The sequence below is a fragment of the Sinomonas sp. RB5 genome (genome assembly GCF_054063535.1).
Genome location: NZ_JBSSGJ010000005.1, coordinates 37,027 through 62,659 on the forward strand (window position 1 = coordinate 37,027; position 25,633 = coordinate 62,659).

Below are 25,633 nucleotides of genomic sequence, written 5' to 3' on the forward strand. Positions count from 1 at the left end.
GCGGGCACGGGGAAGGGGCCTACTTCTTGACGTTCTTCTCCTTCAGGGGCGCCTGGCCCGAGGCGCGCAGCGCGGCGTAGTAGGCCGCGGCCTCCTCCTGCCGCCGGGCCTCGACGCCGCTCGCCACGGTCGCCCGCAGGTGCTCCTGCGTGTAGCCGAACGCGTCGACGAGGTCGAGGGCGTGCGGGCGGAGCCTGGCGAGCAGGCGGTTGATGTACTCGCCGACCGTGCGTCCGCGTTGCATCGAGAGCCGCCCGTTCATGAGGTGCCACTCGAGGTGCTTCTCGATGAGCGTCAGCCCGAACAGGTCGCGCAGCCACGTCAGGACCTGCCGGGTGCCGGGGTCCTCGATCTTCTCGAGGGCCTCGGTGAACGCCTCCCACTGGAGGAGCTCGCCGTGGGCGCGAGCGGCCTCGATGAGCTCGTTCTGGTGCGCGTTGAACCGAGCGGCGGCCTCCGCCTGCGGCAGCTTGGTAGCGCCCTGGAGAGCCTGGGCCGCCTGGGCGACCATGGCCTGGACGCGCTCGGCGAGCAGGAGCCGCTGCGTGTCAGGGTCGCGGAGGGCGAGGGCGGAGCGCTGGGCCCGGCCGGAGTCCGCGATGAACTGGGCCACGGCGCCGAGGCCCGTCTTGAGCGCCACGCCGCGCGCCTGTCCGAGCGCGAACTTCGCCAGGGCCCCCACGTTCATGGTGCGGAACTCCTTGGCGTAGTCGTTCAGGAGGCGCTTGGCCACGAGCTGGAGCAGCACGTTGTTGTCGCCCTCGAACGTCACGTAGATGTCGAGGTCCGCTCGCAGGGACGCGAAGCGGTTCTCGATCATGAAGCCGGCGCCGCCGCACGCCTCACGGCACTCCTGGAGCGTCTCGAGCGCGTGCCACGTGGAGAGCGGCTTGAGCGCCGCGGCGAAGGTCTCGAGGTCCTGGCGGTCCTCATCCGTGTCCTGCGTGCCGGAGAACACGCCGTCGAACTTCGTCAGCAGCTCCTCGTGCGCGAAGCTCATGGCGTACGTGGCGGCGAGCAGCGGGAAGAGGCGGCGCTGGTGGCGCTGGTAGTCCAGCAGCACCTCCTCGGCGGTGTCCGAGGAGGCGTTGAACTGGCGGCGCTCGGCCGCGTAGCGGATCGCGGCCGTGAGCCCCACCTTGGAGGCGGCGACGGCGGCCCCGTCGAGGGAGACGCGGCCCTGCACGAGCGTGCCGAGCATCGTGAAGAAGCGGCGGCCCGGGCTCGCGATGGGGGAGGTGTAGGTGCCGTCCTCGTCCACGGCGCCGTAGCGGTCGAGCAGGTTGAACCGGGGGACGCGGACGTTGTCGAAGCAGAGCCGGCCGTTGTCGATGCCGTTGAGGCCGCCCTTGACGCCGTCGTCCTCGGTCTTGATGCCGGGCAGCGGCTCCTTGGTCAGGGGGTCGCGGATCGGCACATAGAAGGCGTGCACGCCGTGGTTGACGCCCTTGACGATGAGCTGGGCGAAGACGGTCGCGGCGATGCCGTCCTTCGCGGCGTTGCCGAGGTACTCCTTCCACGCGGCGCGGAAGGGGGTGTTGATGACGAACTCGTCCGTGGCATCGTCATATGTCGCGGTCGTGCCGATGCTCGCGACGTCGGAGCCGTGCCCGATCTCGGTCATCGCGAAGGCGCCCGGCACGGTGAGGTCCATGATGTCCGGGAGCCACCTGCGGTGGTGCTCCGCGGTGCCGAGGTGCAGGACGGCGGCGCCGAAGAGGCCCCACTGGACGCCTGACTTGATCTGCAGCGACGGATCTGCGGTGACGAGTTCCTCGAAGCCGGCGATGTTGCCGCCGTGGTTCTCCTCGCCGCCGAGCTCCTTCGGGAAGGCCCGCTGGATGGCGCCCTCGTCCACGAGGATCTTCAGCTGGCCGAAGACGCGCTCGCGGTGCTCGGTGAAGGTCAGGCCCTCGAGCTTGTGCAGCTCGGGACGGGCGGCGAGCTCGCGGGCCTGCCGGCGCACGTCGGCCCAGGTCCCGAGCAGCAGCTCGCCCAGCGCGGCGACGTCGATCTGCGGCGACTGCTCGAGGTCGGCCAGGTCGGCCTCGGCCTCGGCGGATGCAGAAGGGGCAGCGGTCTGGTGGGTCGTCATCGTGTCTCCTGTGGTGGAAGGGGTGCGGCTGGCCCCGGCCGGTGGTCGGACTCGGCGGAGGCTCCGACCGGGACGGTCGCCTGAGCGGCGATGCCCGCGAAGAGCCAGTCGGCGATCAGGCCAGCCATGTCGTCGAGGGATGGCTTGTTCTCGGACGGCGCCGCGGTGAGCCAGCGCTCGCCGGCGGTGCGGACGAGCCCGATCGCGGCCGGCGGCCAGTAGTCGAGCGTCGCGGAGGCGGTAGGACCGAGGTACCGGGCCATGGGGGCCTGGATCATGGACCCGACGGCGTCGAAGAAGCTGCCGAAGGCACGGTCCGGGTCCGCTGGCGCCCGCGTGACGAACTCGTACACGTGCGGCGAGCGCGCGGCCATGCCCAGGTAGGCGGCGACCATGGCCCGCAGTCCCTCGTACGGCGTCTGCGCGGCGGCGGCCGCGGCCGCGATGCGCTCCTGCATCTGGGCCAGGACGAGCGAGCCCATGGCGGCCTGCAGGCCCGCCTTGTCCCGGAAGTACCGGTAGAAGACGGACTTCGACGTGCCGGCGACGGCGGCGATGTCCTCCATGGGCACGTCCGGTCCGAGCCGGTGCACGGCCCTCCGGGCCGCGTGGACGAGCTCGGCGCGGCGTTCCTCGCGGTGGCTCGCCCAGCGCGCGGTGCGGCCGTCGACGCCGGGCGACGGCGCGGCGTCGTTCGCGGTGGCTTGGTTCACGGTACTCAGCGTATCAGGTACGCTAGGTATCGGTAATTCAGATCACAGCTCCCGACCGGAGGACCGCTATGCCCACCCCTTCCTCTCCTGGCATCCGCAAGGCCGTCGTCGTCGGCGGCAACCGCATCCCGTTCGCCCGGGCCAACGGCGCGTACGCGCGCACCTCGAACCAGGACATGCTCACCGCCGCGCTCGACGGGCTCGTGGCCCGCTTCGGCCTGCAGGACGAGCAGATCGGGGAGGTCGCCGCGGGCGCCGTCCTCAAGCACAGCCGTGACTTCAACCTCACCCGGGAGTCCGTCCTCGGGTCGGCCCTCCGCCCCGAGACCCCCGCCTACGACGTGCAGCAGGCCTGCGCGACCGGCCTCGAGACCGTGCTCCAGCTCTCCGACAAGATCAAGCTCGGCCGCCTCGACTCGGCGATCGCCGGCGGCGTCGACTCCGCCTCGGACGCCCCGATCGTGGTCAGCGAAGGACTGCGCGAGGTCATCCTCGAGCTCAGCCGCGCCAAGACCCTCCAGCAGAAGCTCAAGGCCGTCTCCAAGCTGCGCCCCAAGGACCTCGCGCCGATGGCGCCTGGCACCAACGAGCCCCGCACCGGCCTGTCCATGGGCGAGCACCAGGCGCTGACCACGAAGCAGTGGAACATCACGCGCGAGGCCCAGGACGAGCTGGCGCTCGCGTCCCACCGCAACCTCGCCGCGGCCTACGAGCGCGGCTTCTTCGACGACCTCGTGACCCCGTACCGCGGCCTCGCGAAGGACTCGAACCTCCGCGCCGACACCTCGATGGAGAAGCTCGGCAAGCTCTCGCCCGTCTTCGGCCGCCAGCTTGGCTCTGAGGCCAGCATGACCGCCGGCAACTCGACCCCGCTCACCGACGGGGCCTCCGCCGTGCTGCTCGCCTCCGAGGACTGGGCCGCCGAGCGCGACCTGCCCGTCCTCGCCGAGATCGTGGACGGCGAGGCCGCGGCCGTGGACTTCGTGCACGGCAAGGACGGACTGCTCATGGCGCCCGTGTTCGCGGTGCCCCGCCTGCTCGGCCGCCTCGGCCTGACCCTCGAGGACATCGACTACTTCGAGATCCACGAGGCCTTCGCCGGCACCGTGCTCGCGACCCTCGCCGCCTGGGAGGACGCCGACTTCTGCCGCGAGCGCCTCGGCCTCGACGGCGCCTTCGGGAAGGTGGACCGCGCCAAGCTCAACGTCAACGGCTCCTCGCTCGCCGCCGGCCACCCGTTCGCCGCGACCGGCGGGCGCATCGTCGCGACCCTCGCCAAGCAGCTCCACGAGCGCGGCCGCGCCGGAGACCTCGGCCGCCCGGCCCGCGGGCTCATCTCCGTCTGCGCGGCCGGCGGCATGGGCGTCGTCGCGGTCCTCGAGGGCCGCTGAGGGCCGGGGGAAGGGGAACAGGCATGGCTGACAAGTACACCGACTTCGTCTCGCGCGGCTGGGGCCGGGACCTGGCCAAGCGGCTTGGGCTCCCGCAGCCGGTGGCCCTGCGCCGCTACGAGCCCGGCGCGCCCCTCGTGGCGGGGCCCGTCCTGCTCGTCGGCGCCGGCGCCGGGGCGGATGCGCTCGAGACGGCGCTGAAGGGCTGGGATGTCGAGGTGCTCAGGGATCCCGGCGTCGCCCCGGCCGCCGGCGGGACGCACGACGCCGGTGCCTCGCCGTCGTCGTCCGCCCCGCCCGCCGCCCCGGCCGGCGCCGGAAGAAGCGGAGCGAAGCTCGGCGGGATCGTGCTCGCCCTCGACACGGTGGCGCGGCCCGAGGACCTCTCCGGGCCGATCCTCGCCGCCGGCCGTGCGCTGCGCTCGCTGGGCCCGAGCGCGCGGGTCGTCACCGTCTCGCGCCGGTCCTCGACCGCGGACGAGCCCGCGCTCGCCGCCGCCCGCGCCGGCGTGGACGGCATCCTGCGCTCGCTGGCCAAGGAACTGCGCAGCGGGGCGACCGGCAACGGGATCCTGCTCGCCGAGGGCGTCGAGGCGGACGCCCCCAGCGCGCTCGGCGCGCTGCGGTTCCTGCTCTCGGGGCGGTCGGCGTTCGTGGACGGGCAGTTCCTCACCGTCGGCACGGCCAAGGGCGAGCTGCCCGCAGATCCTGAGAAGCCCCTCGCCGGGAAGGTCGCGGTGGTCACCGGGGCCGCCCGGGGGATCGGCGCGGCGATTGCCCGCACGCTGGCCCGCGACGGCGCCAAGGTGGTCGTCGTGGACGTGCCCGCGGCGGGAGACTCCCTCGCCAAGGTCGCCAACGAGGTCCGCGGCACCGCCCTCCAGCTCGACATCACCAAGCCCGAGGCCGGCGAGCGGATCCTCGAGCACGCCCTGGCCCGGCACGGCGCCCTCGATATCCTCGTGCACAATGCGGGCATCACCCGGGACAAGCTCCTGGCCAACATGGACCCGGCCCGGTGGGACTCCGTCATCGCCGTGAACATCGCGGCCCAGCTGCGCATCAACGAGGCGCTGCTCGGCTCCGGCAGGCTCGGCGACGGGTTCCGCCTCGTCTCGGTGGCCTCGACCTCGGGAATCGCGGGGAACCGCGGCCAGACCAACTATGCCGCCTCCAAGGCAGGGGTCATCGGGATGGTCCGGTCCACCGCCGCCCGGCTCGCCGCGTCCGGCGGGAGCGCGAACGCCGTGGCCCCGGGGTTCATCGAGACCGAGATGACGGCCAGGATCCCCTTCGCGACGCGCGAGGTGGCCCGGCGCCTCAACTCGCTGCAGCAGGGCGGCCTGCCCCTGGACGTGGCCGAGGCGATCGCGTTCCTGGCCTCCGACGCCGCTGGGGGCATCTCCGGCAACGTGCTGCGCGTGTGCGGGCAGAATCTGGTCGGGCAGTGAGCGCGCAGGGCGCGCGCCAGGGCAAGACCGGCACCGAGACGGTCGAGCTCACCGAAGTCCCGTCACTGTCCAAGCTCTATGTTGCCGCCGCGGCCGAGGCGGCCCGGGCGCTCGTCGCGCCGCGCAGGACCGCCCCGAAGCTGCCCGCCGCCCGGCACCATGCCGCCGTCGTGCGTCCGGACGTCGCCCGCCTCACCGAGTACCAGCACCTTCTCGGCGAGCCGGCGCGGGACGTGGTGCCCGCGGGCTACGTGCATGCACTCGCGTTCCCGGTGGCGATGAGCTTCATGGGGCGGGAGGACTTCCCGCTGCCGCTGCTCGGCATGGTGCACCTGCGCAACCGCATCGAGTACCGCGAGCCGATCACCTACACCGACGAGCTCGACGTCACGGCCTGGGCCGAGAACCTGGCCGGTCACCGCGCCGGGACGCAGGTGGACGTCGTGGCGGAGGTGCGCCGGGGCGGGACGGACGGCGGGGGAGGGGACCCGGTGTGGCGCGGGGTCTCGACCTACCTGGCCAAGGGCGTGTTCCTGCCGGGCGTGGACAAGCCGCTCGCCAACGGGGCCCGCGAGGACTTCCGCGCGCCGCTGCCCACGGCCCTGTGGCGGCTGGGCTCCGAGACCGGGCGCGAGTACGCGGCCGTGTCCGGGGACTTCAACCCGATCCACCTCAGCTCGATCTCGGCCCGGGCCCTCGGGATGCGCCGGTCCATCGCGCACGGGATGTACACGGCGTCGCGGGCGCTCGCCGAGATCGGGGCTGCGAAGGGCGACGCGTTCGTGTGGGACGTGTCCTTCGAGGCACCGGTGTTCCTGCCCGCGCGGGTGGCGCTGAACATCTCGGACTCGGTGGACGGGGAGGGTTCCTGGGAGCGGTCGGACTTCGTGGGGTGGCACGCGAAGTCGGGCCGGCGGCACTTCGTCGGGAGCGTGGCGCGGCTGGCCTGAGGCCGCCGGTCTGACGCGCGACGGCGCGTGGTCGCCACAGCGCCGTCCGTCCCCCTGCGGGGGCGGGCGGCGCCGTTGTCGTGTCAGGCGGGACTTGTCCTCCACAGGGCTGGGCGGGGAAGGGCCGGCTCGGTAGAATCGAAACTATGTTCGAATCATCGGCGATGCAGGTCACCGTGGGAGGGGCGCAGGATGCGGCCGACCTCTCGCGGCTCATCGCTGAGGTCCTCGTGGCCGTGGGAAACGGGTCGCCGAGCGCTGCGGCCATCGGGGCCTGGGCCACGGCGCTCGGGTCGGTCGGTGACGACGATCTGCAGCTGGACGAGGCGGAGCTGCTCGAGCGGATCGCCGCCCAGGAACGGCTGAAGGCCGCGGCCGCGGCGAGCCAGGCCCGCTACAGCGTCCTGCTCGAGACGCGCATCCGCGAGAGGCGTGCGGGTGGCGATGGGGCTGCGTCTTCGTCGGTGGAGTCCGGAGATGCCACGGGCACGCGACCGCGGGTCGTCGATCCGTCGACCGAGGCGGGGCAGGCGATCGCGTTGGCGCGCTGCGAGTCACCCTCGCGCGGCGGCCGGCTCCTGGGGCTCGCCAAAGCCCTGGTGCACGAGATGCCGCACACCCTCAACGCGCTCGCGGCCGGCCGCATCAACGAATGGCGCGCCACGCTGGTGGCCCGCGAGACAGCCTGCCTGGACGTCGGGGATCGGGCCTGCGTCGACGAGGCGCTCGTAGCTGCCTACGCCCGTGAGGGCGTCGGCGATCGCCAGCTCGCCGCCGAAGCGCGAGCCCACGCGCAGCGGCTCGATCCGGCGGCCGCAGTGAGGCGGGCCCGGCGGGGCGTGACGGAGCGGCGCGTCTGGCTGAAACCCGCCCCGGATTCCATGGCGGTCCTGTCCTGCCTGCTGCCGGCTGCCCAGGCCGTGGCCGCGTACAAGGCCCTGTGTGCCGCGGCTGATTCTGCCCGGATCTCTCGGGCGGAGGCGCCGGGCAGGGGACCGCGGGCCCCACAGGGCGGCGACGGCCGCACCAGGGACCAGACCATGGCGGACACGCTCGTCGAGCGGCTCACTGGGCAGGTCTGGGCCGGGGACGTCCGGATCGCCGTGAACGTCGTGATGTCGGACGCCGCCCTCATCGGCGGTTCGCCGGAACCCGCCGCGCTCGCGGGCTATGGAGTGCTGCCGGCCCAGATCGCCCGGGACCTCGTCCTCGCTTCGTCGGACGCGGCGCTCCGTCGCCTCTATACGTCGCCCACCACGGGATCGGTGACGGCCCTGGAGTCGAGGTCTCGGGCGTTCCCGCCGGGCCTGAGGGACTTCATCGCGCTGCGGGACTGGACCTGCCGGAATCCCTGGTGCGATGCCCCGACCCGCCATCACGACCACGTGGTTCCGGCGGCACGAGGTGGCCCCACCAGTGCGGTCAACGGCCAGGGCCTGTGCGAGCGCTGCAATCAGGCGAAGGAAGCGCCGGGCTGGAGACATGCGACCACGCCGGCGCTCCGGCACACCGTCACGGTCACCACACCGACCGGGCACCGGTACAGATCGACCGCGCCCCCATTGCCCGGCGTGCGGGAGGTGATCGGCCACAGGGTCGAGTTCCCCGGTGGAGAGTGCGTCTTCCACACGGCCGCGTGAGTATGGCGTGTTCGCGCTACCGCAGGTTTGCGCGCGCGGGGCGGGGCGGGGCACACAAGAGGAGCCCCGGTCAGAAGACCGGGGCTCCGTCTGTGCGCGGAGGGGGACTTGAACCCCCACGCCCTATTCGGGCACTAGCACCTCAAGCTAGCGCGTCTGCCATTCCGCCACCCGCGCGGGCGGCTCTGAGGACCATCAAAACCAGCGTTTTCGGCCTCAGCAGCGGTACACAACCATACACCATTCCGGACCCTGCTGCGTGCGCTCCGGCCCGGGCGAGCCGGCCACCCGCCGTCGTGCGCGGAACCGCGGACTTCGTGCTGGGACCGGCCAGCGGGAACACCGTGCGTGGACTCCGGAACAGACAAAAGTCCAGAACAGACAAAAGTCCAGAACAGACAAAGGAGCCCCGGTCAGAAGACCGGGGCTCCGTCTGTGCGCGGAGGGGGACTTGAACCCCCACGCCCTATTCGGGCACTAGCACCTCAAGCTAGCGCGTCTGCCATTCCGCCACCCGCGCAGGCAGCAACCTCGGAAGCGAACCGATCACTCGTTTCCCTCCCGGGCAGCGAGAAAGACTCTACACGATCCGCGTCCCAAGCCGAAATCGGTCCCGGCGCCGCTGCCGGGGGAGACGCGCCCAGGCGCGGGACTAGGCTGGGGGCACCGGAGACGCTGAGGAGGACCCATGACCGACCACGCCGCCCAGGGCCAGGCCACCGCCGAGGACGAGGTGGTGGGCATCTGCCAGGACCTCGTCCGCTTCGACACCTCCAACTTCGGAGACGGGTCGGGACCGGGGGAGCGGGCCGCCGCCGAGTACACCGCCGGCCTCCTCGCCGACGTGGGGCTCGAGCCCGAGCTGTTCGAGTCTGCGCCAGGCCGGGCGAACGTGGTGGTGCGCCTCGAGGGCACTGACCCGAGTGCCGGGGCCCTGGTGGTCCACGGCCACCTCGACGTGGTCCCCGCCCAGAAGGAAGACTGGAGTGTCGACCCGTTCGCGGCAGAGCTCAAGGACGGGCTCATCTGGGGCCGCGGTGCCGTGGACATGAAGGACATGGACGCCATGATCCTGTCCGTGGTGCGCGAGATGCAGCACACGGGCAGCCGCCCGCGCCGGGACCTCGTCATCGCGATGTTCGCCGACGAGGAGGCCGGCGGGGCGTACGGCGCCCGCTGGGCCGTGGACAACCGGCGTGACCTGTTCGATGGCGCCACCGAGGCCATCAGCGAGGTGGGCGGCTTCTCTGCCCAGATCGGCGGGAAGCGCGCCTACCTGCTCCAGACGGCCGAGAAGGGCCTCGGCTGGCTGAGCCTCAAGGCCCAGGGCCGCGCCGGCCACGGATCCCAGGTCAACGACGACAACGCCGTGACGCGACTTGCCCGGGCGGTGTCCCGCATCGGCGACTACGCCTGGCCCATCGAGCTCACCGACACCACGCGGCGGTTCCTCGACGGCGTCACCGAGCTCACCGGCGTCGAATTCGATCCTGAGAACCCCGAGATCCTCCTCAAGGAGCTCGGCACTGTGGCCCGGTTCGTCGGCGCGACCCTCCAGAACACCTCCAACCCCACCGTCCTCAAGGCCGGCTACAAGGACAACGTCATCCCCGGCACCGCCGAGGCGCGCGTGGACACCCGTACCCTCCCCGGACAGGACGAGCTCGTCCTCGCCAAGCTCAGGGAACTCGCCGGCGACGGCGTCGACTTCAGCTACATCCACCACGACGTCTCCCTCGAGACGCCGTTCGAGGGCCCCCTCGTCGAGGCGATGGTCGGCGCGCTCGCCGCGGAGGATCCGGACGCCGTGGTGCTGCCGTACACGCTCTCCGGCGGCACCGACAACAAGTCCCTGAGCCGGCTCGGCATCACCGGCTACGGCTTCGCCCCGCTCCGACTCCCGGCCGAGCTGGACTTCCCCGCCATGTTCCACGGCGTGGACGAGCGGGTCCCCGCGGACTCGCTGCAGTTCGGCGCGCGCGTGCTGCGCCGCCTGCTGACCACGTACTGACCGCGCCGAAGACCCCGCAACTCTCTGCCAGAGACCCCACAACTCCCTGCCAGAGACCCCACAAGAAGAGGAGGGGAGCAGCGTGGCACTCGACCCCGCCGCCGTCCTGCCCGAGGCGCTGATGGAGGAGATCCGTTCGCGCGCCCCCGGCTACGACGAGCGCAACGAGTTCTTCCAGGAGGACCTCGACGCGCTCGTCGCGGCCGGGTACCTGAAGGCGTTCGTCGCCCCGGGCGACGGCGGGCTGGGAGCCGGCATGGCCGACGTCGTGCGCCTCCAGCGGCGCCTCGCCCAGGCCGCGCCCGCCACGGCGCTGGCCGTCAACATGCACCTCGTCTGGACGGGTGTGGCGCGGCTGCTGGCTGACCGGGGGGACGCGAGCCTTGCGTTCGTCCTCGAGGAGGCGGCGGCGGGGGAGGTGTTCGCCTTCGGCGTCTCGGAGGCCGGCAACGACGCCGTGCTCTTCGACTCCATCACGGAGGCCGTCCCGCAGTCCGACGGCGGCTACAGCTTCACGGGCACGAAGGTCTTCACGAGCCTCGCGCCCGCGTGGACCCGCATGGGGACGTTCGGCAAGGACACCACCGGCCAGGAACCGGCCCTCGTGTGGGGCTTCATCCGCCGGGACCGGCCGGGCTGGCGGCACCTCGACGACTGGAACACGCTCGGCATGCGCGCGAGCCAGTCGCGCACCACGGTCCTGGAGGGAGCCGTCGCTCCGGCGGACCGGATCGTGCGTCGGCTGCCCGTGGGCCCGCACCCCGACCTTCTCGTCTTCGGCATCTTCGCGGTGTTCGAGACGCTCCTCGCGGCCGTCTACACCGGCATCGCCGAGCGGGCCCTCGACCTCGCGGTCGCGGCGGCCCACCGCCGCCGCTCCCACCGCAGCGGCGGCCGGCCCTACTCCCAGGACCCGGACATCCGGTGGCAGATTGCGGAGCTCGCCATGGCGGTCGACGCGATCGTCCCGCAGCTCGACGCGGTCGCCGCGGACCTCGACGCCGGAGCGGACCGGGGGAGTGCCTGGTTCCGGCACCTGAGCGGGCTCAAGCACCGTGCCACCCAGACAGCCAAGGCGGTGGTGGACGGCGCGATGCGGGTGGCCGGAGGCGGCGGCTACTTCCGGGGCAGCGAGCTCGAGCGGCTGTACCGGGACGTCCTCGCCGGCCTCTACCACCCGTCGGACCCCGAGTCGGCGCACTCTACGGTCGCGACGAACGTGCTGGGGCCGCTCGAGGACTAGCGGGCCCGCCGTGCCGGGAGCCGGGTCATCCTGCGTTCAGGGGCTGACCGGACCGGGAACCGCCTGCGGCGCGTCGGCCTGGACGAGCGCGGACTGCCGGAGCTCGAGAATCCGGTCTCTGGCCTGCTCGGCCTTGAGGGGGATGCCCGCATACCTGAACTGCTCGTGGGCCTCCTCGAGGGCCCGCAGCGCCTCGACGTCCTGACCGAGGTCCTTCAGGCACCGCCCGTAGAGCAGGCACGCCTCGGCAGTGACATGGGGGCCAAGGAGGTTCCTCTCCCTGTTGATGCCCTGGAGGAGCCGGGCCGATTCCTCCAGGGCACCGGTCAGGTAGAGCCACCGGGCGCGGACGAGCGCGGTCTCGAGCTGGTCGGCGTCGCTCCCGCCGGCGATGACGAGCGCGAGCTCCGCGCGCTCGATCGCAGTGACGGTGTCCGGGCCGAGAATGCCTCCCTCGAGCCGCGCCGCAGCGGAACTCCGATTGAAGCGCGCCCACAGCTCGATGTCCTCGAGGGCGAGCAGGAACTGCGCGGCCCGCTCGTGGTGCAGCGACCCCTCGGCCTCGTCGGACCGCAGGAAGGCGACCTTCCCGATCACCCACTCCGCCCGGCAGACCAGGCGGTCCACCGGGGCCTTCGCCACGAGGGCTGTGAGGTTCGCGCACCACTCCCACGCCGCCTCTGTCCTGCCGCTGTCCGCGAGCGCATGGATGAGCGAGCAGAGGGAGGCGACGCGGACCGCGGAGCGGGCCGAGAAGCCCTCGGAGAGCTCCGTGGCACGGCGGGCATGCTCGACCGCAGCCTCGAGCCGTCCATGGCGGTGGCAGATCTCCCCGTAGAGCTGGTGGGCGCGGGCCTCGAGCTCGCGGTCCCCGGCGAGCGCGGAGTGCTCGAGCAGGTCCTGCGCGGTGCGCAGCGACCTCGTGAGCCTGCCTTCCCGCATGAGGCATTCGGCCTGGATGAACGTCATCTCCCACCAAGCGGAGGTGTCCGCGGCCTCCCGGGCAAGGCGCGCGGCAATGGCCGCGTGGGATGAGGCGCGCGCGTACTCCCGCACGTCGCAGGCCGCTTGGGCGCACAGGCTCGAGAAGACGTACTCGGCCTCCGCAGGCATAGGAGGTCCGCTCCACCACGGCATGGCATGGGGGGCGCTGGCCAGCCGGCCCGAGAGCTCCTGGATCGCCTGCGCCGAGGGCTCCAGGCGGCCGGTCTCGAGCATCGAGATGTAGCTCGGCTCGTAGGCCCCGTCGCCCAGCTGGGCCTGGGTGAGTCCGCGCCGGAGGCGTTCGGTCCTGAGCATCCTTCCGAAATCGATCCCCATCAGCTGTACCTCTTCTGAGACAGGGTGCTCCGAGGGCACCGGGCACGAGGGCGGGGCCGGCGGGTCTGCTTCCGCCCTGCCTCTGCGATGGCTCCCCTCGGAACGGCTCGACGACGGGCCAATCCAGGTCCCCCTGCCATCGCTGACGAGTGAATCCCAGCGCCCGTTGCGCCCGCGTTATCGGCCGCCGCGACAGCCGGCTGCGCCCGCGCTCCAGTGATAACGGCGACGCAACGGGCCGCCCGCTCTACTCCTTCTACAGAGCCACAAGCGACCGAGCCACAAGCTCACGACGCCACCAGACGGACCGGACAGCGAGTCCACTCCGACGCGTGCAATGCACGTCGCCGAAGGCCCCTCGCCGTCCATGCCGCTCACTTCTTTTGGGGGTTCCTCTATGAGACGTCCGCAATCCGGCGTAGGGAAGCCCGTCTTCTTCGACCCGAGCGGGAACAGGTGGTCACGGGTGCTCGGCACGTTGGTCGCGGTCTTCGTCGTCCTGACCGTCCCCCTGGTGTGGATCCTGCCCAGTGCCGCGGCTCCGCTGTGGGCGACCACCTTGAATACCTCGCCCGACTACCCCCGCCAGCTGCTGGCCCAGGGCGACCCCGAGGATGTCCCCGTCGTCGGCGACGAGAACGGCATCTTCCAGAGGGTCGCGGTCGCCGCGCGGCAGGGCAGGAACGTGTACCTCAAGGACCCGTTCAGCAACACCATCTTCCGGCAGGCCACGCCGGATGAGGCAAAGACGATCGGGGACCACCCCTACGTGGTCGACAACTATGGGGTTCCCGACGACCACCAACTGATCCTCACCTTCGACGATGGCCCGGACCCGCGCAACACTCCGGCGCTCCTGGACCTCCTGTCCAAGGAGAAGGTGCCTGCGACCTTCTTCGACGTGGGCTACGAGATGTCCGCCTACCCCGAGCTCGTCCAGCGGGAGGTCCGCGAGGGCCACATGGTCGGCAACCACACCCTCACGCACGCGAGCTTCACGGACAACCCCGACCTGGTCAACCGCGAGCAGCTGATCGGCAACGACCACCTCATCAGGGGCCTCACCGGCTATGCGTCGCGGCTCTTCCGCCTGCCTGAGGGCAACCCCCAGGGCAACCTCGTCGGTGTCCTCCAGGCCCAGCAGCTCGGCTACATCCACGTCGACCTCGATCTCGACACGCTGGACTGGTCCTACCCGCCCGGGGCGCCGATTCCCACGCCGCAGCTGGACGGCAAGGGCCACGTCGTGCTCATGCACGACGGCGGCGGAGACCGCCAGGCCACGATCCACATGCTCCAGGACTTCATCACCAAGGCGAAGGCGGAGGGCTACACCTTCACAACACTGGCACCGATGCTGGACCCGAAGGATCTGCCCCAGAAGATCACGCCCAACGCCGACGACCTTGCGACGGTGGCGGTCGGCGCGTCGCTGACCCTCGTCCCGGACATCGTGATCTCGTGGCTGTTCTGGTTCGGGATCGGATCGCTCAGCGTCATGTCCATCCTGTACGTGATCCTCGCCCTCATCTCCAATGGCCGGCAGCGCAGGAAGCGCTGGGAGGTGATCCCGGACGCCCAGCTTCCCTTTGTCAGCGTGGTCCTCCCGGTCTTCAACGAGGAAGCCGTGGTGACCAAGACTCTGGATGCGCTGATGGCCAGCGACTATCCGGCCTTCGAGGTCGTGGCCGTGAACGACGGATCAACGGACCGCACGCTGGCGATCCTGCGGGAGTATGCCCGCTCGTGGCCCCAGCTGCGGGTCGTGGACCAGCCGAACGGCGGGAAGTCCGCGGCGAGCAACAATGGGATCGCCCATTCCCGCGGCGAGATCGTCGTGACGCTGGACGGGGACACGATCTTCGAGCCGCAGACCATCAGGATGTTCGCCCGGCACTTCCTGGACACCTCGCACAAGAAGCCGCTCGGCGCCGTGGCCGGCCACGTGAAGGTCGGCAACCGGCACAACATCATCACGGCGTGGCAGGCCCTCGAGTACATCTCCGGCATCTGCGTCACGAGGATGGCAGAGGGCGCCGTAGGGGCGATCTCGATTGTCCCCGGTGCCTGCGCGGCCTGGCGGCGGGAGGCCCTGCTCCAGGCGGGCGGCTACTCCCACGACACCCTGGCGGAGGATTCGGACCTCACCCTGACCATTCAGGGCCTGGGGTACAGCATCGTCCAGGAGAACAAGGCGGTCGCTTGGACGGAGGCTCCGATGACCCTCAAGGGCCTCGCCAAGCAGCGCCTGCGGTGGACCTACGGCAACATCCAGGCGCTCTACAAGCACCGGAAGATGCTCTTCAACCCCAAGTACGGGGTGCTGGGCCTCGTGAGCATGCCCTACGCGCTGATCTCGGTGCTCATCCCCCTGGTCTTCATGCCGATGACCTTCATGGTGGCCGGTGTCATCCTCGCTCAGGGCCAGTGGGCGCCGATCGCGATCTTCGCCGCCTTCGTCGCCGGGGCCCACCTGATCATCTCTACTGTGGCCGTGATCATGGTCCGCGAGAGCCCGCGCCACCTCCTCATGGTGCCGCTCTACCGCCTCATCTACGAGCCGCTGCGGGCCTATGTGCTCTACGGCTCCCTGCTGCATGCAGCCCGCGGCCGCATGGTGGGCTGGTACCGGCCTGAGCGCACCAACAGCGTGCTGGTCCCGTCGGCGACCGCCGCGAGCCAGGGCGTGCAGGCACCCGCGCGCGAGAAGCCGCGCCCAGGCAAGCCCGCGGCCGTCCCCGTCATGTCCAGGGACTCCGCCCTGCCGATGCTGTCCAGCGACCCCCGGTGAGCGCGGCCTGAGCCATGGCCCGTCCGTCAGCACGGCGCAGAGCCCCCTTCCTGCTCCTCGGGCTCGGGCTCCTCGCCGCACTGGTCACGCTGGGCCTCACGATCGCCGTGTCCTCAACCAGCGGACCGGGAGGGGGCGGCCAGGCCTCGGGAGGCCGGGCGGCGTCCGGCCCGGGAGGGACACCGGCGACCTCCGACGCCGCAGCATCGGGACCGGCGTCCGGCTCCGCACCGGGGTCGGCCTCAGGCAGTGCTCCCTGGTTCGGCGGGTACGCGGACGTGACCCTGAAGCCCCTGTACCCCTTCGACGACAGCAGCCCCGACGGGAGGGCCGTCCTCGCCTTCGTCATCGCCGATCCGGCCAACCCGTGCGAGCCGTCCTGGGGCGGGCAGTACTCGTTGGACAAGGCGGCCACCGAGCTGGACCTCGACCACCGCGTCGCGCAGCTGCGCGCGAAGGGGCACGGGGTGGCCCTCTCCTTCGGCGGAGCGGCCGGCGACGAGCTCGCGAGGAAGTGCCCCGACGCGCAGGCGCTCGCGCAGGCCTACAGGAAGGTCATCGACCGCTACGCCCCCGACGTGCTCGACTTCGACATCGAGGCCCGGAACCTCTCGGACGTCGCAGCGACCGACCGGCGCGTCCAGGCCCTGCGACAGGTCCTCGGCGACCTGGGCGCGCCGCGCATGCCGCAGGTGTGGCTGACCCTGCCCGTGACCGCCCAGGGACTGTCCCCTGAAGCTTCGGCGGTGGTCCTGCAGACCGTGCGGGGAGGCGTCGACCTCGCCGGCGTGAACATCATGACGATGGACTACGAGGGACCCGCCTCGGGCCAGAAGATGCTCCAGACCTCGATCGAGGCCGCCACGAGCACCCACTGGCAGCTCGCCCAGATCTTCGGCCTCGGGCAGGGCCAGGAGGCCCAGGCCTGGAAGAAGCTCGGCCTCACCCCGATGATCGGGGCCAACGACGTGGTGGGGGAGACCTTCGACCTCCAGGCGGCCAGGGGACTGAACCAGTTCGTCCATGACCGCGGCATCGCCCGCCTGTCCATGTGGTCGCTCAACAGGGACCGCGCCTGCTCCCCGGGAGAGGGCCTGCGGCAGAACGACGCCAGGGAGCCCGAGGCCGCGGACACCTGCAGCGGCGTCGTCGGCCAGAACCGCGGCGCCTTCGCTGCGGCGCTGTCCTCCGGCCTGATGCCCTCGGCCTCGCCCAAGGCCTCCTGACCCTACGCGGCCTGACCCTGCGCGACCCAACCCTGAGCGACGCACGACGACGGCCGGCGCCTTCCGCTGCGAAGGCGCCGGCCGTCGTCGTGCTCAGCCCGACCTCACCGCTCGGGGCCGGCGGTCCCTGCGCGCGGAATCCACCCCGACTGCGGACGCGCCGCGGCGGGGCCCCGGTTGACGACCTGCCGCTCGGCCGGGGCAACCCCCATCTCCGTCCACAGCCTGCGCCGGAACTCGAGCAGGGTGCGCTGCGCGTCGGCGCGGCTGCCGCTGTCGGTCTGGGCGCGGCTGATGAGCTTGTGGGCCGACTCGCGCAGCGGCTCCAGCGAGGCGGCATACCGGGCGGCCGAGATGGCGGCCTCGTAGTTCCCCGTCGAGAGGTGGTTGCGCGCGATCGCCTCGAGTGCCAGCACCCGCAGCCCGCGGAGGCGCTCCTGCTCGTACATGACCCAGTCGTCGTACCACCCCGGCAGCAGCTCGGAGCCGAAGAGGAGGTCTTCTGCACCCGCGCCCGGCAGGGTGCCGGCGAGCGCCTTCTGGGCCACCCAGCGCAGCCGGTCGAGATCCACGGTGATCCCATCCGAGAGCCGGAGCGGATCGAGGCTGCGGTCCAGCAGGTCAGGCAGCTGGTGCCGGAGCTTGAAGACCGAGGACCGGAGGTTGCCGGCCGCCTGGTGCTCGCTGCTCTCCGGCCACAGCAGGCCGGCCAGATAGCTGCGCGGACGGCTGCCCATGAGGGCGAGCGAGGCGATGAGCCGCTGCTGGCGCCTGCCGATCGGCAGGGGAGCGCCGTCCCTGAGCAGCTCCCAGGACCCCAAGAGGTGCAGTTCCCAAGCCACCACGGATGCTCTACCCCCTTCGCCGACTAGCACGGGAGCCTGGTTGGGCGGCGCCTTCCCGGGCTCATCTGGCCCTCCGCTCCTGCGCCGCGTCCGCGTGCCGAACTGGGGGCCTCGGCTCCAGTAGACAACCCCCGCTCTGCTGCGGTCACGAGTGGTCTCCACGTGAATGGGCTGGGCCGTCCGGGCGGCCACTACTCGAACGGTACGCACCCGCACGCGGCCGACTACTCGGGGCGAATCTGCCCCCAGAAGTGCTGCGAAAGGCCCTTGACCTCCCCGCGAGAGGGCGCGCAGTATCTGTCCACCGGACGCCAGTTCCAGGGAGGTCTGCCATGGGGAAGCGTCTCTCCCGCGCGGTACCCAGCGACCCGCCGCACCCCGTGCGCGGTGGCCCGCTCGCGGCCGTGCTGGCAGCTGCCCTCGGCCTCGCTGCGTGCGGCACCCCGCAGCCCCTCCCCACGGGGCCGGGAGCGGAGGGCACGGCTCTGCCCGCGGCGCCGTCCACGGCTCCCGGGCCGCAGGGCACCGCATCTGCGCCGAGCGGAACGGCGACCACGGACTCCGCGACGACGGACCCAGCGGCCGCCGGCCCGCTGACGGATCCGTCCCAGTTCCAGAGCCCGCCGGCCCGTGCGGTGGCGATCCTGAAGACCAGCGCCAACTGGTACCGCGACCGGTTCGACCAGGGGCACCAGTACCTCGTGGCGGGGGACACGGACAGGTTCGAGCTGTGGTGGAACATCATGAACCAGGGCAGCCTGCTCGCCACCGCCCAGACCGCGTTCGGGGACGCGTCCGACGTCTACGGGGGGAACGAGCCCCAGCAGGTGGACGACTGGAGCGTGATCATGGGCGACCAGGGCGAGCTGCAGGCCGCGGCCAATGCCTGGCACGCAAGCCAGGCGGAGGCCGACTACGCGAAGGTGCTCGCAGCCCTGGACCATGCGGACCGCACGATCGATGCCCTCGCCCCGGGCATCACGATCCCGCGGTCCCACGGGAAGATCGCGGTGCCGATGCCCTACGTTGCCCCGCGCTCGTGACCGCCTGTCCCTGACAGCGGGGCCCGGGGACGGACGTTGGTTGCGGCTATGCCGTCCGCTCGACCAGCATCACTTTGCGGCGCAGCCAGTACTGGCGGCCCCCGCCCATGTACAGGCGGCTCCGCTCGAGCTCCCACCGGCCGTACTCGGAGTGCTCGCGCACCCGCTGGCGCGCATCGGCCAGCGAGTCCCCGGGGCCCACCGACAGGACCAGGTACTCGTACTGCCGCCCCGGCCCCGCGGGCCGGCCCCCCGCGGCGAGCGACTGCGTCGTGGAGAGGATCCGCTCCTTCATGGCCCTCGCTTCCTCGTGCTGCTGGGCGCCTGCGGGTGCCCGACCGGGTACCTAGGCGCGCCCGATGGTTTCAGACTACCGTTGCCTCCATGAGCATTGATCCGCGCGTCGCCCTCGGTTCGCTCACAGCTGCATTGGAGGAGCACCTCGTCGCGGCAGCCTCGCGGCGCGGCGACGACGACCCCGCCGTCGAGGCCGCCTTCTTCGCGGTCGCCGATGCCTTCGAGGCGTACTCCGATGCGCTCTACGACGCCTATGGCGAAGAGCTGCCGCTCGACCTGGTGGATTCGGACGACGACGAGGACGACGAGGACGAGGACCAGGACGACGAGGACGAGGACCAGGACGAGGACGACGACCGGGACGAGGAGTAGGACCGCGGAGGCGCCCACAGCCGGACACGGTCTCGGCTGAGGCCCCCGACACCACTGTCAGGGAATTCCCAGCCAGGCCCCGGCGTCCACGTAGAGTGGCACGCGTGAATTTCCTCGAAGCCGCCTTCCTCGGGCTCGTCCAGGGTCTGACGGAATTCCTCCCCGTGTCCTCCAGCGCGCACCTCCGGATCGTGGGGGAGTTCCTGCCGAACGCCCAGGACCCCGGCGCGGCCTTCACGGCGATCACCCAGCTGGGAACCGAGACCGCGGTCATCATCTACTTCTGGCGGGACATCGTCAGGATCATCGGGGCCTGGGCCCGCTCCCTCGTGGGGCGAGTCCCGCGGACCGACCCGGACGCGCGGATGGGCTGGTTCGTGATCCTCGGCAGCATCCCGATCGTGGTCCTCGGCCTGCTGTTCCAGGACCAGATCGAAACCGTGCTCCGCTCCCTCTGGATCACCGCGACCACGCTGATCGTGTTCGGCCTCATCCTCGCCGCGGCCGACGCCGCCGGCCGGCACGCGCGCAGCCTCGACCACCTCAGCACCCGCCACGGCATCGCCTACGGGTTCGCGCAGGCGCTCGCCCTCATCCCCGGCGTCTCGCGGTCGGGGGGCACCATCACGGCGGGCCTGTACATGGGGTACACCCGCGAGGCCGCGGCGCGGTACTCCTTCCTGCTCGCGATCCCTGCCGTGTTCGGCTCCGGCCTGTACCAGCTCTCCAAGTCCCTCAAGGGAGGGTTCGACGGCGGCCCGTACGGCCTCGGCGAGACCGCCGTCGCGACCGTGGTGGCCTTCGTCGTCGGCTACGTCATCATCGGCTGGTTCCTGAAGTACGTCTCGCACAATTCCTACCGGCTCTTCGTGTGGTACCGCATCGGCCTGGGCGCGGCGCTCTATGTCCTGCTCGGATTCGGGGTCATCACCGCCGGGCACTAGAGTGGTCGGGTGAAAACCTGGAGGCAGACACCCGTCCCACAGCTGCCCGGCTCGGCCGGCCCGGTCCGGCTCTTCGACACGCGGCTGCGGGACACCGTGGAGATCCCGACGGCCCCCGAGCAGTCGATGTACGTGTGCGGGATCACTCCCTACGACGCGACCCATCTAGGCCACGCGTCCACCTACCTCGCGTTCGACCTCCTCAACCGCGTCTGGCGCGACGCGGGCAGCACCGTGGCCTATGTGCAGAACACGACCGACGTCGACGATCCGCTCCTCGAGCGGGCCGACGCGACCGGCGTCGACTGGCGGACCCTCGCCCACCAGCAGATCGACCTCTTCCAGTCCGACATGGAGGCCCTGCGCGTCCTCGCCCCGGACCACTACGTCGGGGCGGTCGAGTCGATCCCGTGGATCGTCCCCGAAGTCGAGCGCCTCCTCGCGGAAGGCCTCGCCTACCAGCTCGCCGGCGCCGAGGGCGAGCCGGACAGCGACGTCTACTATGACGTCACCGAGGCGACCCGCCGCGCGGACGCCCCCGAGGCCTGGCGCCTCGGCGACGTCTCCCACCTGACCGTCGCCGAGATGATCGAGCTCTTCGGCGAGCGCGGCGGCGATCCGGACCGCCCCGGCAAGCACAGCCCTCTCGACCCGATCCTGTGGCGGGAGGCCAGGCTCGGCGAGCCCCACTGGGACGGCGGGACCCTCGGCCCCGGCCGCCCCGGCTGGCACATCGAGTGCACCGTCATCGCCCAGAAGTTCCTTCCGGCCCCGTTCACCGTGCAGGGCGGGGGCTCGGACCTCGCCTTCCCGCACCACGAGATGGGCGCCGGACACGCGTGGAGCCTCCACCACGTGCCGCTCGCGCGGCACTTCGCCCACACCGGCATGGTGGGCCTCGACGGCGAGAAGATGAGCAAGTCGCGCGGCAACCTCGTGATCGTCTCCACCCTGCGCGCCGCCGGCGTCGAGCCCGCGGCGATCCGCCTGGCCGTCCTCGCCAACCACTACCGCTCCGACTGGGAGTGGACGGGCGAGCTGCTCGACGCATCGGTGCAGCGCCTCGAGACCTGGCGGCACGCCGTCACCCGCGCCCTGCCGGGTTCGGCCGAGCCGCTCCTCGGCGAGATCCGCGGCGCCCTGACCGATGACCTCGACGCGCCGCGCGCACTGGCCGCCGTGGACAAGTGGGCCGAGGACGCGCTGGCGGGCAGCGCTGCGAGCGCGGACGACGGCGCCTTGGTCGCCGCTGCGGTCGACGCCCTCCTGGGCATCGACCTCGGGTAGCCGGACCGCGGCTGGGGGCGCCGGCCTCAGCCGCCGGCCGGCGGGTTGTCCTTGCCGCGCCGCTTGAGGTAGCGCTCGAACTCGCGGGCGATCGACTCGCCCGAGGCCTCGGGGAGGTCGGCGGTGTCCTTCGCCTCCTCGAGCTGGTGGATGTAGGCGGCGACCTCGGGGTCCTCGGTGGCGAGCTCGTTCACCCCGCGCTCCCACGCCTCGGCGTCCTCCGCCAGCTCGTTCGTGTCGAGCGGGATCTGGAGCAGTTCCTCGATCCGGTGCAGGATCGCGAGCTGGGCCTTGGGGGAGGGGGCCTGCGCCACGTAGTGGGGGACGGCCGCCCACACGGACACGGTCGGCGTCCCGTGGCGGTCCGCGGCGTCCGCGAAGACGCCCACGATTCCCGTCGGGCCCTCGTACTGGGAGGCCTCGAGGTTGAGCCGCTCGCGCACCTCGTCGTTCTCGCTCGTGGCAGTCACCGGGATCGGGCGGGAGTGCGGCACATCGGCCAGGAGCGCGCCGAGGACGATCAGGTAGTCCACCTCGAGGTCGTCGAGGTACTCGACCAGCTCGTCCGTGAACGCCCGCCAGCGGTAGGACGGCTCGGTGCCCTGGACGAACACCAGGTCCACGGGGTGGCCGTCCACGCGCGCCGTCGAGATCTTCGTGGTGGGCCACTTGATGCGCCGGCGCCCAGAGCCCGTCTGGCGCACGGTCGGGCGGGTGAACTGGAAGTCATAGAAGTCGTCCGCGTCGATCGACCCGACCCGCTGGGCCCCGAAGGCGCGACGCAGGTACCGCAGGGCATCGCTCGCGGCCTCGCCGGCGTCGTTCCAGCCCTCGAACGCGGCGAGCATCACCGTGACCCGCTCGCCCTCGGCTGGGACCGGGAAGAGGCCGGGATGGGGTGCCGGGGCATCGGCGTCGAACTCGTTCATCGGTCCAGACTAGCGCGCACGCCCGTGCGCGCCCGGCTGGCACCCTAGACTGGTGCATATGCGTTCCCCGGCCGAGAATCCCGCCACCAGCCCTGCCCTCAGCAGCGCCGCGCCGCTGCGAGCCGTCCTGTGGGACATGGACGGCACGCTCGTGGACACCGAGCCGTACTGGATCACCGCGGAGCGCGAGCTCGTCGAGCGCTTCGGCGGGGAGTGGACTCACGAGCAGGCCATGCGCCTCGTCGGCCAGGCCCTGACGACCTCCGCGCGCATGCTCCAGGAGGGCGGCGTCCGGATGGGCGTGCGCGAGATCATCGACGCCCTCACCGCCCGTGTCGTCGAGCAGCTCGGGGCAGCCGTGCCGTGGCGTCCCGGCGCGCGGGAGCTCCTCGCCGCCGTGAGGGCCGAGGGGGTCCACTGCGCGCTCGTGACGATGTCCGAGAAGCCCATGGCGCACCGCATCGTCGACCACCTCCCCGAGGGCACGTTCTCCGCCATCGTCACCGGCGACGTGGTGGGCCGCGGCAAGCCCGACCCCGAGCCCTACCTCCGCGGCGTCGAGCTGCTCGCCCAGGCCCTTCCTGGACTCGCGCTCACCGAGTGCCTCGCCGTCGAGGACTCCATCCCGGGGGCCACGTCCTCCAACGCCGCCGGGCTCGCCACCGTCGTGGTGCCGAACGCCCTCGCCGTCCCCGTGCACCTCGGCGTGGAGCACTGGGAGACGCTCGCCGGCAGGACGCCGGGCGACCTCGCCGCGGCCCTCGAGGCCTCGCTCGCGGGCACCACGGCCGGGGGCGCCGCGTGACCGGCAGCCACGAGTCCGAGAACCGACGCGAGGGAATCCCCTTGGGACGGATCGCGGGCGTGCCCGTCGTCCTCGCCTACTCCTGGTTCGTCATCGCCGCGTTCACCGTCATCGTCTACGGGCCCACGCTCCAGCTCCGCCAGCCCCACCTCGGGGTCGCCGCCTATCTCGTGGCGTTCGCCTACGCGGTCCTGCTCCTGCTCTCCGTGCTCGTCCACGAACTCGCGCACGCCCTCACCGCCCGCGCCTTCGGCTGGCCGAGCCACAAGATCGTCCTCAACCTGTGGGGCGGCCACACGCAGTTCGAGGCCTTCACCGCGACCCCGGCGCGCTCAGTCGCCGTGGCCCTCGCCGGCCCCGCGGCGAACTTCGTGCTGGCCGGCGCCGCGTGGCTCGTCGTCTCGGGCGTCCACCTCACAGGCGTCGCGGACATCCTCGTGAACATCTTCATGTGGGCGAACTTCCTCATCGCCGTCTTCAATGTCCTGCCCGGCCTGCCGCTCGACGGCGGGCGGATCGTCGAGAGCGCCGTCTGGAAGGCGACGGGCTCGCAGGAGAAGGGCACCATCGCCGCGGGCTGGACCGGCCGGGCGATCGTGGCGGGCATCGTGCTCCTCGCCGTCGTGGTGCCCCTCGCCCAGGGGGAACAGCTCGACCTGCCCTTCACCATGGTCACCCTCCTCGTCGCCGCGTTCCTGTGGCAGGGCGCGTCCGCCTCGATCCGGCACGCCGGATTCCGCTCGCGGCTGCCCGAGGTCGTCGCGGGACGCCTCGCCCGCCCCGCCGTGGGCATCCCCAACTTCGCCAGCGTCGACGAGGCGGTGCGGGCCGGCGCGGAGGCGGGGGTCGCCGTCGTGCTCTGCTCGCCGGAGGGCAAGCCGCAGGGGGTCGTCGATCCGTCGGCGATCGAGCGTGTGCCGGCCCCCGCGCGGGCGACCACTCCCGTCACCGCCGTCGGCTACGCCCTCGCCCCCGGTGCCTACGTCCCGGACACCGCGGCGGGCCAGGAGCTCATCCAGTACCTCGCCCAGCTCGCCGGCTCGGAGTATGCCGTGGTGGATGCCGCCGGTCGTGTGACGGGGCTCCTGAGCCAGCGTGACGTCGTCGCCGTCATCTCGGGCCGGCCCCTGCGGCCGGCCAGGTAGCAGCCCATTTTGACCGCCCCGTCGCGAGCCGACGGGGCCAAGAGAGGACACCCATGAGCTTGAGCGCCCAGCCCGCCGCGGCGGACGGACCCACCGGTGCGGCATACCGACGAGGCCCTTTCCGCGTCGGGGAGCGCGTGCAGCTGACCGACGAGCGCGGGCGGATGAACACCATCACGCTCGCCGACGGCGGCGCCTTCCACACGCACAAGGGCTTCCTCAACCACTCCGAGATCATCGGCAGGCCGGACGGCTCGGTCGTGACGAACACGGCGGGCCACCAGTACCAGGCCCTGCGTCCGCTCCTGTCCGACTTCGTGCTCTCGATGCCGCGCGGCGCCGCGGTGGTGTACCCCAAGGACGCGGGCCAGATCGTCACGATGGCGGACATCTTCCCCGGGGCGCGCGTGGTCGAGGCCGGAGTGGGGTCGGGGGCCCTGTCGATCTCGCTCCTGCGGGCGGTGGGAGACGGCGGCTACCTCCACTCCTTCGAGCGCCGCCAGGAGTTCGCGGACATCGCCCGCGGGAACGTCGAGACCATCTTCGGCGGCCCGCACCCGGCGTGGCGCATCTCGCTCGGCGACTTCCAGGACGAGGTCGTCGCCGCGGAAGAGCCCGGCAGCGTGGACCGGGTGGTCCTGGACATGCTCGCGCCGTGGGAGTGCCTCGAGGCCGTGGCCACGGTCCTGGCCCCTGGCGGCGTGTGGATCAACTACGTCGCGACGGCGACCCAGCTCTCCCGCACCGCCGAGGCGATCCGGGCCGATGGCCGCTTCACCGAGCCGGACGCGTGGGAGTCCATGGTGCGCGGATGGCACCTCGAGGGCCTGGCGGTGCGCCCCGAGCACCGCATGGTCGGCCACACCGGCTTCCTCCTCACCACGCGCCGCCTCGCCGAGGGTGTGGCTCCGCTCGTGCGCAAGAAGCGCAACAAGGCCGAGTTCAGCGAGGAGGACCTCAACGCCTGGACGCCCGAGTCGGTCGGCGAGCGCACGGTCTCGGACCGCAGGCTCCGGCGCGTTGCCCGGGACGCCCGCGCGGGCAGCCAAGAGGCCTGAACCCGCCATTTCCACGCTGCGGAAGGCGTGTAACTCTTCGGTTTCCAAGGCTCGTCGGTGGGGTACGTGAGCTGCAT

Annotated in this window: 21 protein-coding genes, 3 tRNA genes and 1 pseudogene; 16 read left to right on the forward strand and 9 right to left on the reverse strand. The window is 71.8% G+C overall.

Features of this window, described 5'->3' with window-relative positions:
- Positions 1-19: 19 nt before the first annotated feature.
- Both ACVWWH_RS07630 and ACVWWH_RS07635 read right to left on the reverse strand, forming a co-directional pair.
- Positions 20-2,095 carry an acyl-CoA dehydrogenase family protein gene (locus tag ACVWWH_RS07630; protein ID WP_457316161.1) on the reverse strand — a complete coding sequence of 692 codons (2,076 nt, stop codon included), beginning with the start codon at positions 2,093-2,095 and terminating at the stop codon, positions 20-22.
- Complete coding sequence (locus ACVWWH_RS07635) at positions 2,092-2,808, reverse strand: TetR/AcrR family transcriptional regulator (protein ID WP_457316162.1); 717 nt, start codon at positions 2,806-2,808, stop codon at positions 2,092-2,094. The genes ACVWWH_RS07630 and ACVWWH_RS07635 overlap by 4 nt, the downstream gene beginning before the upstream one ends.
- Before the next feature lie 176 nt (positions 2,809-2,984).
- Between ACVWWH_RS07635 and ACVWWH_RS07640 the strand changes: the two are divergent.
- Positions 2,985-3,197, forward strand: a pseudogene (locus tag ACVWWH_RS07640) (thiolase family protein); the annotation flags it as partial.
- A gap of 359 nt (positions 3,198-3,556) precedes the next feature.
- Here the strand turns inward: ACVWWH_RS07640 and ACVWWH_RS07645 are convergent.
- A tRNA-Gly gene (locus ACVWWH_RS07645) sits at positions 3,557-3,653 on the reverse strand.
- Between the two features lie 3 nt (positions 3,654-3,656).
- Here ACVWWH_RS07645 and ACVWWH_RS07650 point away from each other — a divergent pair.
- From ACVWWH_RS07650 to ACVWWH_RS07665, 4 genes are all read left to right on the forward strand, one after another.
- On the forward strand, positions 3,657-4,199 hold the full coding sequence (locus tag ACVWWH_RS07650; protein ID WP_157089156.1) for a hypothetical protein: 543 nt from the start codon (positions 3,657-3,659) through the stop codon (positions 4,197-4,199).
- Between the two features lie 23 nt (positions 4,200-4,222).
- Positions 4,223-5,650, forward strand: a complete 1,428-nt coding sequence (locus tag ACVWWH_RS07655; RefSeq protein WP_457316163.1) for a 3-oxoacyl-ACP reductase — start codon at positions 4,223-4,225, stop codon at positions 5,648-5,650.
- Positions 5,647-6,600 carry a MaoC family dehydratase gene (locus tag ACVWWH_RS07660; protein WP_066497717.1) on the forward strand — a complete coding sequence of 318 codons (954 nt, stop codon included), beginning with the start codon at positions 5,647-5,649 and terminating at the stop codon, positions 6,598-6,600. The genes ACVWWH_RS07655 and ACVWWH_RS07660 overlap by 4 nt, the downstream gene beginning before the upstream one ends.
- Positions 6,601-6,746: 146 nt before the next feature.
- Complete coding sequence (locus tag ACVWWH_RS07665; RefSeq protein ID WP_457316164.1) at positions 6,747-8,240, forward strand: HNH endonuclease; 1,494 nt, start codon at positions 6,747-6,749, stop codon at positions 8,238-8,240.
- Between the two features lie 93 nt (positions 8,241-8,333).
- On the opposite strand, the gene ACVWWH_RS07670 is transcribed toward ACVWWH_RS07665, so the two are convergent.
- Together ACVWWH_RS07670 and ACVWWH_RS07675 are read right to left on the reverse strand one after the other, a co-directional pair.
- Positions 8,334-8,417 (reverse strand) — tRNA-Leu (locus ACVWWH_RS07670).
- A 259-nt stretch (positions 8,418-8,676) separates the two neighbouring features.
- Positions 8,677-8,760: transfer RNA gene (locus tag ACVWWH_RS07675), tRNA-Leu, on the reverse strand.
- Positions 8,761-8,928: 168 nt separating this feature from the next.
- Here ACVWWH_RS07675 and ACVWWH_RS07680 point away from each other — a divergent pair.
- Together ACVWWH_RS07680 and ACVWWH_RS07685 are read left to right on the forward strand one after the other, a co-directional pair.
- Positions 8,929-10,251 (forward strand): M20/M25/M40 family metallo-hydrolase, encoded by a 1,323-nt coding sequence (locus ACVWWH_RS07680; protein WP_066497718.1) that lies wholly within the window; start codon positions 8,929-8,931, stop codon positions 10,249-10,251.
- 121 nt (positions 10,252-10,372) lie between these two features.
- A complete protein-coding gene (locus ACVWWH_RS07685) occupies positions 10,373-11,494 on the forward strand; it encodes an acyl-CoA dehydrogenase family protein (RefSeq protein WP_066502323.1) in 1,122 nt (373 codons plus the stop codon).
- 36 nt (positions 11,495-11,530) lie between these two features.
- Here the strand turns inward: ACVWWH_RS07685 and ACVWWH_RS07690 are convergent, their stop codons facing one another.
- Positions 11,531-12,814 carry a helix-turn-helix domain-containing protein gene (locus ACVWWH_RS07690; RefSeq protein WP_066497719.1) on the reverse strand — a complete coding sequence of 428 codons (1,284 nt, stop codon included), beginning with the start codon at positions 12,812-12,814 and terminating at the stop codon, positions 11,531-11,533.
- A gap of 466 nt (positions 12,815-13,280) precedes the next feature.
- Here ACVWWH_RS07690 and ACVWWH_RS07695 point away from each other — a divergent pair, with 466 nt between their 5' ends.
- Together ACVWWH_RS07695 and ACVWWH_RS07700 are read left to right on the forward strand one after the other, a co-directional pair.
- Positions 13,281-15,605 carry a bifunctional polysaccharide deacetylase/glycosyltransferase family 2 protein gene (locus ACVWWH_RS07695; protein WP_229711001.1) on the forward strand — a complete coding sequence of 775 codons (2,325 nt, stop codon included), beginning with the start codon at positions 13,281-13,283 and terminating at the stop codon, positions 15,603-15,605.
- A gap of 14 nt (positions 15,606-15,619) precedes the next feature.
- A complete protein-coding gene (locus ACVWWH_RS07700; RefSeq protein WP_066497720.1) occupies positions 15,620-16,831 on the forward strand; it encodes a chitinase in 1,212 nt (403 codons plus the stop codon).
- A 104-nt stretch (positions 16,832-16,935) separates the two neighbouring features.
- Here the strand turns inward: ACVWWH_RS07700 and ACVWWH_RS07705 are convergent, their stop codons facing one another.
- On the reverse strand, positions 16,936-17,673 hold the full coding sequence (locus ACVWWH_RS07705) for an AfsR/SARP family transcriptional regulator (protein ID WP_169803065.1): 738 nt from the start codon (positions 17,671-17,673) through the stop codon (positions 16,936-16,938).
- A 335-nt stretch (positions 17,674-18,008) separates the two neighbouring features.
- Between ACVWWH_RS07705 and ACVWWH_RS07710 the strand changes: the two genes are divergently transcribed.
- Positions 18,009-18,719: a hypothetical protein gene (locus ACVWWH_RS07710; protein WP_066497725.1), complete on the forward strand. Its 711-nt coding sequence runs from the start codon at positions 18,009-18,011 to the stop codon at positions 18,717-18,719.
- A 46-nt stretch (positions 18,720-18,765) separates the two neighbouring features.
- Here the strand turns inward: ACVWWH_RS07710 and ACVWWH_RS07715 are convergent, their stop codons facing one another.
- Entirely contained in the window at positions 18,766-19,014 is a 249-nt protein-coding gene (locus tag ACVWWH_RS07715) for a DUF5703 family protein (protein ID WP_066497726.1), read from the reverse strand.
- A gap of 89 nt (positions 19,015-19,103) precedes the next feature.
- Here ACVWWH_RS07715 and ACVWWH_RS07720 point away from each other — a divergent pair, with 89 nt between their 5' ends.
- The 3 genes from ACVWWH_RS07720 (at position 19,104) to mshC (ending at position 21,619) form a co-directional block, all read left to right on the forward strand.
- Positions 19,104-19,388: a hypothetical protein gene (locus ACVWWH_RS07720; RefSeq protein ID WP_066497728.1), complete on the forward strand. Its 285-nt coding sequence runs from the start codon at positions 19,104-19,106 to the stop codon at positions 19,386-19,388.
- Between the two features lie 104 nt (positions 19,389-19,492).
- Positions 19,493-20,332, forward strand: a complete 840-nt coding sequence (locus ACVWWH_RS07725; protein ID WP_066497730.1) for an undecaprenyl-diphosphate phosphatase — start codon at positions 19,493-19,495, stop codon at positions 20,330-20,332.
- A 9-nt stretch (positions 20,333-20,341) separates the two neighbouring features.
- Positions 20,342-21,619 (forward strand): cysteine--1-D-myo-inosityl 2-amino-2-deoxy-alpha-D-glucopyranoside ligase, encoded by a 1,278-nt coding sequence (mshC, locus tag ACVWWH_RS07730; protein ID WP_066497732.1) that lies wholly within the window; start codon positions 20,342-20,344, stop codon positions 21,617-21,619.
- Positions 21,620-21,645: 26 nt separating this feature from the next.
- On the opposite strand, the gene ACVWWH_RS07735 is transcribed toward mshC, so the two are convergent.
- Entirely contained in the window at positions 21,646-22,548 is a 903-nt protein-coding gene (locus ACVWWH_RS07735) for a PAC2 family protein (protein WP_066497734.1), read from the reverse strand.
- Between the two features lie 58 nt (positions 22,549-22,606).
- On the opposite strand from ACVWWH_RS07735, the gene ACVWWH_RS07740 reads away from it, so the two are divergent.
- From ACVWWH_RS07740 to ACVWWH_RS07750, 3 genes are read left to right on the forward strand one after another with little or no spacing between them, the layout of a single operon-like run.
- On the forward strand, positions 22,607-23,353 hold the full coding sequence (locus ACVWWH_RS07740) for an HAD family hydrolase (protein WP_066497739.1): 747 nt from the start codon (positions 22,607-22,609) through the stop codon (positions 23,351-23,353).
- Positions 23,350-24,498: a site-2 protease family protein gene (locus ACVWWH_RS07745; RefSeq protein WP_457316165.1), complete on the forward strand. Its 1,149-nt coding sequence runs from the start codon at positions 23,350-23,352 to the stop codon at positions 24,496-24,498. The genes ACVWWH_RS07740 and ACVWWH_RS07745 overlap by 4 nt, the downstream gene beginning before the upstream one ends.
- A gap of 53 nt (positions 24,499-24,551) precedes the next feature.
- Positions 24,552-25,556 (forward strand): tRNA (adenine-N1)-methyltransferase, encoded by a 1,005-nt coding sequence (locus ACVWWH_RS07750; protein ID WP_457316166.1) that lies wholly within the window; start codon positions 24,552-24,554, stop codon positions 25,554-25,556.
- Positions 25,557-25,633 lie beyond the last annotated feature (77 nt).

Coding starts and splice junctions, on each gene's coding strand:
- ACVWWH_RS07630 (WP_457316161.1), bottom strand. CDS start 2,095: ATGACGACCCACCAGACCGCTGCCCCTTCTGCATCCGCCGAGGCCGAG.
- ACVWWH_RS07650 (WP_157089156.1), top strand. CDS start 3,657: ATGACCGCCGGCAACTCGACCCCGCTCACCGACGGGGCCTCCGCCGTG.
- ACVWWH_RS07655 (WP_457316163.1), top strand. CDS start 4,223: ATGGCTGACAAGTACACCGACTTCGTCTCGCGCGGCTGGGGCCGGGAC.
- ACVWWH_RS07665 (WP_457316164.1), top strand. CDS start 6,747: ATGTTCGAATCATCGGCGATGCAGGTCACCGTGGGAGGGGCGCAGGAT.
- ACVWWH_RS07680 (WP_066497718.1), top strand. CDS start 8,929: ATGACCGACCACGCCGCCCAGGGCCAGGCCACCGCCGAGGACGAGGTG.
- ACVWWH_RS07685 (WP_066502323.1), top strand. CDS start 10,373: ATGGAGGAGATCCGTTCGCGCGCCCCCGGCTACGACGAGCGCAACGAG.
- ACVWWH_RS07690 (WP_066497719.1), bottom strand. CDS start 12,814: ATGGGGATCGATTTCGGAAGGATGCTCAGGACCGAACGCCTCCGGCGC.
- ACVWWH_RS07700 (WP_066497720.1), top strand. CDS start 15,620: ATGGCCCGTCCGTCAGCACGGCGCAGAGCCCCCTTCCTGCTCCTCGGG.
- ACVWWH_RS07710 (WP_066497725.1), top strand. CDS start 18,009: ATGGGGAAGCGTCTCTCCCGCGCGGTACCCAGCGACCCGCCGCACCCC.
- ACVWWH_RS07715 (WP_066497726.1), bottom strand. CDS start 19,014: ATGAAGGAGCGGATCCTCTCCACGACGCAGTCGCTCGCCGCGGGGGGC.
- ACVWWH_RS07720 (WP_066497728.1), top strand. CDS start 19,104: ATGAGCATTGATCCGCGCGTCGCCCTCGGTTCGCTCACAGCTGCATTG.
- ACVWWH_RS07735 (WP_066497734.1), bottom strand. CDS start 22,548: ATGAACGAGTTCGACGCCGATGCCCCGGCACCCCATCCCGGCCTCTTC.
- ACVWWH_RS07740 (WP_066497739.1), top strand. CDS start 22,607: ATGCGTTCCCCGGCCGAGAATCCCGCCACCAGCCCTGCCCTCAGCAGC.
- ACVWWH_RS07750 (WP_457316166.1), top strand. CDS start 24,552: ATGAGCTTGAGCGCCCAGCCCGCCGCGGCGGACGGACCCACCGGTGCG.